General features: G+C 55.7%; 3 protein-coding genes. 1 reads left to right on the top strand and 2 read right to left on the bottom strand.

Annotated features, from left to right (window positions below):
* Nucleotides 1–240 precede the first annotated feature (240 nt).
* Both ACFSX3_RS00945 and ACFSX3_RS00940 read right to left on the bottom strand, forming a co-directional pair.
* Nucleotides 241–1,827 (bottom strand): response regulator, encoded by a 1,587-nt coding sequence (locus ACFSX3_RS00945; protein ID WP_339225389.1) that lies wholly within the window; start codon nt 1,825–1,827, stop codon nt 241–243.
* Nucleotides 1,828–1,829: 2 nt separating this feature from the next.
* The gene (locus ACFSX3_RS00940) at nt 1,830–3,650 is read right to left on the bottom strand and encodes a sensor histidine kinase (RefSeq protein ID WP_379256757.1); all 1,821 of its coding nucleotides are present in this window, start codon (nt 3,648–3,650) and stop codon (nt 1,830–1,832) included.
* Nucleotides 3,651–4,086: 436 nt separating this feature from the next.
* On the opposite strand from ACFSX3_RS00940, the gene ACFSX3_RS00935 reads away from it, so the two are divergent.
* A complete protein-coding gene (locus tag ACFSX3_RS00935) occupies nt 4,087–9,243 on the top strand; it encodes an S-layer homology domain-containing protein (protein ID WP_209992399.1) in 5,157 nt (1,718 codons plus the stop codon).
* The last annotated feature ends 63 nt before the right edge of the window (nt 9,244–9,306 follow it).

Below are 9,306 nucleotides of genomic sequence, written 5' to 3'. Positions count from 1 at the left end.
TCTTCATTGTACCGTTTTCGTTGTTCACCCATGGCAACACACCTCCGTGATCCTTATTATCCCTCCGTCCGTTAAGTGGCGTCTACTATCTATTCTAAACCCATCATGGAGCTTATTCTTGGAATCTCTACTCCTAAACCTCTCGTAGAGAGACGATAAGGGCTCCTCAGTCCGTTAATCCGCAAAAGGTGGCGTTTTGCTGGGAATAGGGTCTCTCAGGTCCGTTAATCTGACACTTTTCTAGCCCCGGTATTCCTCGGGACTCATACTGTTCAGCTTCTTGAACAGCTTACTGAAATAAGCGGTGTTCGGATAACCCACACGCTCAGCAACCTCATAGACCTTGATGTTCCTGTCCCTGAGCAGGCTCTTGGCCTTCTCCATACGAAGCCGGGTCAGGAAGCTGACGAAATTCTCGCCGGTCTCCTGCTTGAATACCCTGCTGAGATAGGAGGCGTTCACGTTAATCTGCTCCGCCACCGACTGCAGCGAGATATCCTCTGCGTAGAGCTGCATCATCAGCTCACTCGCCTGCTCTGCATAACTCCGGGAGGATTGTCCCTCCGACATCTGCGCTCTGCACTGCTCCAGATAACCGGCGACGGTCTGGTGCAGCCCCTCCAGACTCTCTTCATGGAGAATGCTCTCGTACACCGTAAGCCCGGCTTCATTCGGCTCGGGAAGCGCCGGGAAGCAGGACAGAATCGCGCCAAGCATCCGTATGTAGGTCGAACGCGCCGCCTGTTTCGTGCAGCCCTCCAGCAGCATAGTATCCTTCAGGCTGTTCAGGAAGGCAAGCGCCCCTTCGCTCCCGCTCTCGGTATCCTGCCTGAACTTCCGCATGCAAGGCTTGTCGATGAACAGCCGCTCCCCCCTTCTCTGACGGCTCCTGGCCTTATCATAGAAGGACAGGCCGCTCCCGCTGGCGAAGAACAGCTCGTCAAGCGCCATGTCCGCCTCCTGATAGGCCCGCTTCAGGGCGCCAAAGCCGGGAGCCGGAGCGCTGACGCCGATCGACAGGGTCAGCTTCAGGAAATCCTTCATCGCCGCCTGGATCTTGGCGGCGGCGCGCTCGATCTCCGTGCGGACAATCCGCCCTTCCTCCCCGAGATCGAGCAGCAGCACATATTCAGCAGAATTCATGACAATGATCTCCTTCGCCCGCTTGCGGGGCAGGATCTCTTCCAGAATATTCGCCACCGAATAGCGCAGCAGCTTCTCGTCCTGCTCCACGTACTTGCGCCGGAGCTGGTCGAACCGGTTGATCCGCAGCTTCATCAGCACCATCGGCCCGTCCGACAAGCGGATGTGCAGCGCTTCACGACGGGCGAGCACCTCTTCGGCTCCCTTGAAGCCGCTCAGCACTTCCTTGAACAGCGTCTCCTTCAAATGCTCGATGCTCTCCTTGTAGGAGCCGGGCGGCATTCCGGCGGAACTGCCTGCGGAGAGGCGGACGGCCCGCTTCTTGACCGTCTCCAGCACATGCACCAGCTGCTGCGGCTTCATGTCGCTCTTGATCAGATAGTCCGCCGCCCCGAGCCGGAGCGCCTCCTGGGCATACTGGAATTCCTCCAGACAGCTAAGAATGACGAATTGCCCGCCGATGTCCAGCCGCCGGGCCTCCCGGATCAGCTCCAGACCGTCCATCACCGGCATTTTGATATCCGTAATAATCAGATCCGGCCGGTGCGTCCCGGCCAGCTCCAGCGCCTCGCGCCCGTTGGCGGCCTCCCCCAGAATCGTGAAGCCCTCATCTTCCCATTGAATGATCGACTTCAGACCGATACGCATCAGCAGCTCGTCATCCACGATAATCACACCCAGCATACTCAATAGCCCCCCTTCCTGTCCCGAATGGGAATTGTGATCACGAATACCGCACCCTGCCCCGGACTGCTCTCGAACGATACCCCGTACGGCTCGCCGTATAACCGGCGTACCCGCTGATGCACATTGGTAACGCCGATGCCGCCGCTGTCCTCTGCACCGCCCAGTCTGCTGCGCAGCTTCGCTGCCGCCTCAGCGCTTATGCCCGCACCGTTGTCTCTGACCGTAATGTTGAGTTCAGCATTCCCGGCCCGCCGGACCTCGATAGACAGCAGCCCGTCCTCCTGGTCGGCAATTCCGTGGAAGATCGCATTCTCGACCAGCGGCTGGATGCTCAGCTTCGGAATCTCCTGCTCCGCAAGCGTCTCCTCCACTTCTGAATGGAATTCGATCCGGTTGAAATAACGCACCTTTTGAATGACGATATAATGCCCGATGTGCTCCAGCTCCTCGCGGATCGGCACCAGCCGGTTGTCCGTCTTGGCGGTATAGCGGAGCATGGAGATCAGCGCCCCGGTCATCTCTACAATTTTGTCCGACTGCTGCATGGTGGCGATCCACTTGACCGAATTCAGCGTATTGTACAGGAAATGGGGGCTGATCTGCGCCTGCAAGGCCCGGATCTCGGCCTCAACCTTCTGCTCCTGCTCCACGTAGATCCGCTCCACCAGTTGCTTCAGTTCAGCAGACATCTGCTCGAACCGGCTGGCCATGACACCGATCTCGTCATTCGAGCGGACCGCCGGCAGATTATCGAATTTCCCTTGCTCCACCAGCGTCATATTGCGGATCAGCTGCTTGATCGGCCGTGTGATCAGATTCGACATGTACACCGAGCTGGCCAGGGCGAACAAGAGCAGCACGACGGCAATCGTCCACAGATTCCGCTTCAGGATGTAGCCTTCGACCGCTAGCTCTTCCACCGGCATGTACATATAAGTCTTCCAGTTATGTTCCTCAAATGGCGACTGGATCAGAATATAGTCCTTCCCGGCTACGCGGACAATCTGCCTGCCTGAACCTGCGGCAAGTTCTTCCTCACGGACCGGAAAAAGTGTCCTGAACGGCTTGCCGATCAGGTTATAATTGTTGTTGAATATAATCATGCCGCTGTCATCGGTAACGGTGAAGGCCGAGCGGTTGCCTGCCTCCATCCGCTTGTTCAGCCGGTTGATGAAGTCAATGTCTACACTTACCGCCATTACGCCGAGCAGCTTGCCATTCTCCATATCGAAGATTTTACGCAGATTGTAAACCGTCCAATTGCTGTCCGCCTTGGTCTGCAGGTCCAGCCGGGTCGGCAGATCGCGCGTAATATCGTCAGAACGCAGGAATTCGGTGAACCAGTCCTCCTCACGGGGGTTATACGTATAGTCGACAGGCTTGTTCGGGGCCACATAGAGATCGCTCCCATTCACCAGATTGTAGACATAGATAGAGATGGCACGGTCCTTCATAGTGATGTAATTCATCAGCAATTGCGTGGCCTGAAGTTCGTTCGTCACAGAGCTGTCGTGCAGATAGTTCTGTACCGGGTAGTTCTCCTGCGAGACGGCTGAGATGTAGCTGTTAATCCCGTAGCTGGCGATGAGCGAAATCTGCTTCGTGTCCTCCAGGAATTCCTCGATGCGGATATTCGATTGCCTCGTCACATCGGCCAGCAGGTCCGTATATTTACGTTCAAGCATCTGCTGGGAGGATATATAGGAGTTAACGAACAGAATCACAACCGGAATCAGAATGGCCAGCAGGAAAAAGAACAGCATCTTGTTCTTCACGCTCACAAAACGGCGACTGGGCTTCAAGGTGAAGGGTGCTTTCAAGTCATAACCTCCGGCGGCAGAGTTTTGTGGAACACCTTTGTAGAATACCTTTAATGATAGACTCCCGGCTGCTTTCCCGCCACCCTGCTCTGCATGTCTTTTTTTTACTCTTTTCGTTCCCTTTTTTACATGTAGGGAGATTACGGGGAAAGGGCTGGCAGGATTCTGCGGCTCCCGCTTCTGCTTCCCTGTCTGTTCGCTCCAGGCAGGAACCCAGAGACGTAAAGAAAGGAACAAAAACAGTAAAAAAGCTTGATTTTATAGTAAGGGTCATTCACTTAACATTCTCGGTGAAGCGAAGCAGCAATGACAGGGAGGTTGCGGTGCCTATGCAGAGATAGCGGAGATAAGTGTTAGTGAATAGAGAATTGTTTCAAGTTCGAAGACCGTTCTATTAGGACAGGTATCCCCAAAAAACAAAAGAGGTGAGTATCTATTGAGGCTATATCTTAAGCGTTCACTGATATCTATACTGGCAATTCTGACTCTCCTGCCCTCCAGTTTGGCAAGCGCTTCCACAGCTCCGGCAGCAGACCCGGTTCCTGTGGAAGATTCTGTATGGGTGACTGATTCGGAGTTAGTGACCGGTCCGGTTACGGCACCTGACTCCGATGAAGTCCCTGCTTCCCCGGCGGAGCCGGATGCTGCTGCGGTGGCGGACGCTGCTGCACTGCCGGAGGCTGCTCCTGTTCAGGAGACTGCCCCTGAGCAAGTCCAGATGAAGACCGCTGCTGAAGCGGCCCCGCTGTTCCAATGGAGCTTCCGCCCCGGACAGGTGCTTGACCGCACCACGGTGGTGAACAGCGTCTACCCCGATGCGGCCGCTGAACGCGCCGAGCTTAAGGGAGTCGCTGCCATTGTCTATGACGACCAGCGCGGAGACGTCCTCTCTTTACCCGGCGGCGGGAACGGTACTGCCTGGCTGAAGCTGCCCGATCAGCTCTACAGCAGAATCAAGGATGAACTGTCCATCTCCTTTTGGGCCAACATCGACTCTTCGGCTAACGCCTATAACCGTCTGCTGTCCTCCACAATTGCCGAGAAGGGGCTGACGAATGCCGGGGTTAGCGGCTGGCAGGATTCCGAGTTCATTATCATCGCCGGAGACGGCACCTTCAGCAACCGGGTCTATACCGGCACGAACCCAAGCCAGATTGCCAGCTACAAAGGCGATATCGTCTGGAACCGTAACCCGGCTAAGGGCAAGTGGCAGCAGGTGACCGTCACTATGACCAGCAGCGGGGCCTACGAGGTATACCTGGACGGTGTTCCCGTTGGCATCAAAGGTCTGGATCAGGGCAAAAGCTCATCAGGAGCGACCATGCCCTCCGTTCTGGAGCATTTCTTCTCGCGTGATTATCTGAACGCCTTGAAATTCAATGATTTCGGCAGATCGCTCTATACCTCGGATGGAGATATCAAGGGGAAATTCGACGATCTTCGGATTTACAATGTCCAGTTAGATGCCAATCAGGTAAGCGCACTCTATGCGGCGACGAAGCATGAAGAGAACACTTCAGCCAAGCCAGCCAAAATCTCGGTCGATCTGGCAGACCGCTCGCTCGGACCTGTATTCCATGGCTCTTCCGGCGCACTGTATGCGATCAGCGAGCCGAATGTGCCGGATATCAATACACTGATTCCGATCAAGCCCTCGCATATCTCCCAAAAACCGCCGAACGGTATTCAGCATCCGACTGGCGACGCGCTCCGGGTATCGGACTATTTCTTCGAGGCCGGCGGGGAAGCTGTAAATATCGTTATGCAGGATTATTATCAGCATTGGTACTATCCGTCCAGAACGGCTAACGAATATATTCAGGAGGCCGTCATTCCGATTACAACAGCTGTCAAGGCCTACAAGCAGCAATGGGAGGCCGCGAATCCGGGACGGGATGCGGATGCCAGATTCATCTATATCCCGTTCAATGAGCCTGAGCAGAACAATACCCGTTATCCCCAGCTGCTGGCGGATAACCAGACAGGCAAGAATTCAAGAGCCGTATTCAACAGCGACTGGCTGGCGGTAACGAAAAAGATCAAAGAGATTGACCCCGGCGCAGTCATTTCGGGAGTAAATCTAACCCAATATGGAGCCAAGGTATTCGAGGATTTCATTCCCTACTGCGTAGAAAATGACTGTCTGCCGGACATTATCAGCTGGCATATGCTGTGGGACAAAGCCTTCAACCAGGCTCCCTCGAACGTAGCCACCTTCCGGACGGTGGAAGCAGGGTCCTTGCAGCGCTATAAAGAGCTGTACCCGGACCGGACGGTTCCCTTCCCGATCAAAGTGGACATCAATGAGTATGCCGCAACCTCGGAGATTGCCGTAGGCGGCTCGCTGATTCATTACATCGCACGTTATGATGAGCTGAAAATGAACAGCATGCTGCCGTATTGGAACACGGCCAACTCCTACGGGTCGCTGCTCGCCGGGCAGAACGAGCCTAACGGGGCATGGTGGCTCTACAAATGGTATGCCGATATGATGGGCGGCGATATGGCCAAGATAGAGGTCATCAACGCGAGACATGAGAATGACGCCTTCGGCCCCGGCTTGTATGGGCTAAGCTCCATTCAAGACAACAAAAAGCAGGTCGGTATCGCGTTCGGAGGCACACAAGGAGACGGCCAGATCGTGTTCAACAACGTGACCGGCAATGGGAACAGCCCCTCCTTCCTCACAGACGCAGAAGCCGTGCATATCACCGTATGGCACGCTGGATATACAGGCTTGACCGGTTTTCTCGTAGAGCCTACCCAGATTCTGGACCGCGATTATCCCGTCAAGAACGGCTCGGTCACTCTGGATGTCAACCTGAACGATTACACCTCGGCGTATTATGCAGTCATTACTCCGGCTGTTGATCATGCCCCGAAGGAGACTTTCTATCAGCGCTTCGAGGCTGAGAATGCCGAGGTGCGGACCAACGTGACCCTCACGGATCACTATCCGCGCAAGAGCACCGGACGCTCCGCCTCGAACGGCCAGTACGTCCAAGGCATCAAGGCTGCGGACAGCCTGGTGAAGTGGACCGAGGTTACAGTTCCGGCAGACGGGAGCTACCGTCTGGATCTGATTGGAGGCAGCGGCGCAACCTCCACCATGCGTAATCAATCCAACACCGGAGATGCGAATCAGCGCATCAATTCCGAATGGTTCATCAAGATTGACGATCAGCCGGCTACGAAGGTGGTTCTGCGTGCGGATTACAACATGCAGCTGCTGGGAGGCAATACGATCTTCGCCGATCTGACGCAAGGGACACATTCCATCGGCATCAGCAAATACAACCCGGATACGGGAGAAGCGGGCCAGGGTGAATCCACCCTTGATGCGATCGAACTGACGTATAGCGGCTTACCGGGCGCACACCCCAATTACCGCGTACAGGCGGAATTCGCCGACTACGATCCTGCGCTGGGGTTGTCGAGAGAAAGCAGCCTTGAAGGCTTCGAGGGCGCCGGATATGTGACCGGTTACGGCAGCAGCCAGGACGCTAATACCCGCTTTGTAGTAAGTGTACTGGAGGACGGCATGTATGATCTGCAGCTCCGCTATGCAGCATCGGGCGCAGGCAAAATGCAAATTCAACATGACCGCAAGCCGCTCGTGGATCTGCCTGTTACGGATAGCGGCGGACAATGGAAGACCGCTACAGTACCAACCTTCTTACGCACAGGTATTAACCTGGTTGATGTACGTTCCAGCGCTGCGCTTAGTCTCGATTATATTAACGCAGCCTTCGTCAGCCAGACTTCTGTATATTCCGTTGAGGCAGAGGCGGCAACGGTCGTAGGTACTCCGGCCGGCTCCGAGCTGCCGCTCATCCGTGAGGATGCCTTTGCCAAATACGCCTCCGGCGGCAAATATGTAAACGGTATTACCTCCTATGACGGAACAGAGCGGTATCTGGAGCTGAAGGACATCACAGTGTCCAAAGCAGGCACCTACAAGCTGGTCGTCACCTACGCGAACGGTGAAAGCGCCGGGACGCACGCTTACAACAATGACGTTGTTGAACGGTATGCGCAAGTTAGCGTCAACGGCGGAGAGCCGCAGACCGTCTTTTTCAAGAACACTATCTCATGGCAGCAGTTCGCCACTCAGACCTTTGATGTTGAGCTGAAGGCCGGCACCAACAGCATCCGCTTCTCCAATAACAATACGTATGACGGCGGCTCCAATCCTTATGGAGGAACCGGGGCGCAAGGCTTCACTCCTTACACAGCGGTCCCGCACCAATACGCACCTGCGTTCGACCGGTTCGATATTTATCCGCGGCATACGCTTGTGACTGACGGCGGCGGTGATCCCGGCGGCGGCAACAACGGCGGCGGTGATCCCGGCGGCGGCAACAACGGCGGCGGTGATCCTGGCGGCGGCAATAACGGCGGCGGTGATCCTGGCGGCGGCAATAGTGGCGGTAACAATAGCGGTACGAACGGCGGTAGCGGCAACGGGGGCGGCACTACCGTTGGCTCGGTCACCCCTGTTCAGCCAGAAGCACCAAGCGGCAGCGGCCATTTGACCGTCGAAGCAGAGGTTACAGGAACTACTGCAACAGCCACATTGGATGCCCAGAAGGTAAAAGCGGCGGAACAGATCACCGTCTCGTCTCCTCTCGGCACCTTCCACTTCCCTGTAAAAGCGGTTGATACCGCTGCTTGGGAACAGCAATTGGGAACCGGGGACTGGAAGCTTAAGGTCAGTATGACGGTCCTGCCGAAACAGCGGCAGCAAGAGATCCTTCAGGCTGTTCTGGCAGCCCAGGGCAAAGTAATCAGCCCTGCCATTGAATACACGGTAACGGCTGAAGCCAATGGACGTACGGTGGAGATCCCGGGGTTCAAGGGCAGCTATTCCCGGCACACCTTGCAGCTCGATGCTCCGGCGGATAGCCGCAATACTACTGTGGTGCGAATTGAAAAGGACGGAAGCTTCACCTTCGTTCCGGCTGTCATCAACGGCACCGGTGTAATCTTTTACAGTCCAAGCAACGGCACGTTTGCGGTAATTTCAAGCAACAAGACATTCGAGGATATCAAGGGGCACTGGGCACAGGCATCCGTCGAAAAGCTGGCCTCCAAGTACATCCTCACCGGCTTAACGGACAGCAAATTCGCACCGAACGCTACCACAACGCGCGCAGAATTCGCAGCGATGATGGTTCGTGCGCTGGGCTACTCCTCCTCCAGTTCGGCAGATGTTTCGTTTAAGGATACCCCCTCCGGCGCATGGTACACCGGAAGTGTCGGAACAGCCGCTGAGCTGGGTCTGGTGCAGGGCGGAACGGACAATACCTTCCGGCCGAACGACATCATTACCCGCCAGGAGATGACCGTTATTCTGATTAAGGCGATGGCTCTTGCAGGCTCGCCGCTCCCAGCTTCAGAGCTTCAGCCGGCAGCCTTCAAGGATGCAGGCAAGATTGCGGGCTGGGCGCAGCAGGATGTGGCCAAGGCGGTTCAGGCAGGCCTGATCACCGGAACGCCTGACGGACAATTCCATCCAGGGCAATCCGCCACCCGTGCAGAGGCGGCGACAGTGATTCTTAGATTGCTGGAGCAGGCGGGCTTCGTGAATTGAAATAAATAACACAGCGGCAGAACGGGACTGTTATCAGTCTTGTTCTGCCGCTTTTGTTATTAT

Source organism: Paenibacillus rhizoplanae, assembly GCF_042684125.1.
GTDB classification, from domain to species: Bacteria; Bacillota; Bacilli; order Paenibacillales; family Paenibacillaceae; genus Paenibacillus_AQ; species Paenibacillus_AQ rhizoplanae.
This window is presented reverse-complemented; position numbering and strand designations above follow the sequence as displayed.

Coding starts and splice junctions, on each gene's coding strand:
- ACFSX3_RS00945 (WP_339225389.1), bottom strand. CDS start 1,827: ATGCTGGGTGTGATTATCGTGGATGACGAGCTGCTGATGCGTATCGGT.